Below are 401 nucleotides of genomic sequence, written 5' to 3'. Positions count from 1 at the left end.
GATTACACCCCCCGCAACATCGCAAGTCTCGCTCAGGGCGGGCGGCTCGTGATCATCGGCTTCATGGGCGGGCGGATTGCGGACGGGATCGATCTGACCCGCATCGCGGCGCGGCGGCTCGTGATCACGGGTTCGACCATGCGGCCGCGGACAACCGCCGAGAAGGGCGAGATCGCCTCCGCCCTGCGCGAGCGCGTGTGGCCGCTCCTCAGCCGCGGCGAATGCGGGCCGGAGATCTTCACCGTCTTTCCGCTCGCGAAGGCGGGAGAGGCCCACGCCCTGATGGAAGCCAGCCGGCATATCGGGAAGATCATGCTCCAGGTGGGCTGAAACAGATCGCCTGGGGCCTTCGCCTTCGGCCGGGCCTGCAGTCACTCGAGCAGGGTGGACGGTGCCGGTCC

At 68.8% G+C, this 401-nt stretch carries 1 protein-coding gene; it reads left to right on the top strand.

Features of this window, described 5'->3' with window-relative positions; translation table 11 throughout:
• Positions 1 to 330, top strand: a 330-nt coding sequence (locus AC2JF9_RS10085) for a zinc-binding dehydrogenase (RefSeq protein ID WP_500727501.1), incomplete at its 5' end; no start/stop codon positions are given.
• Positions 331 to 401: the final 71 nt, after the last annotated feature.

This window comes from Lactobacillus sp. C449L (assembly GCF_059900815.1).
This window is presented reverse-complemented; position numbering and strand designations above follow the sequence as displayed.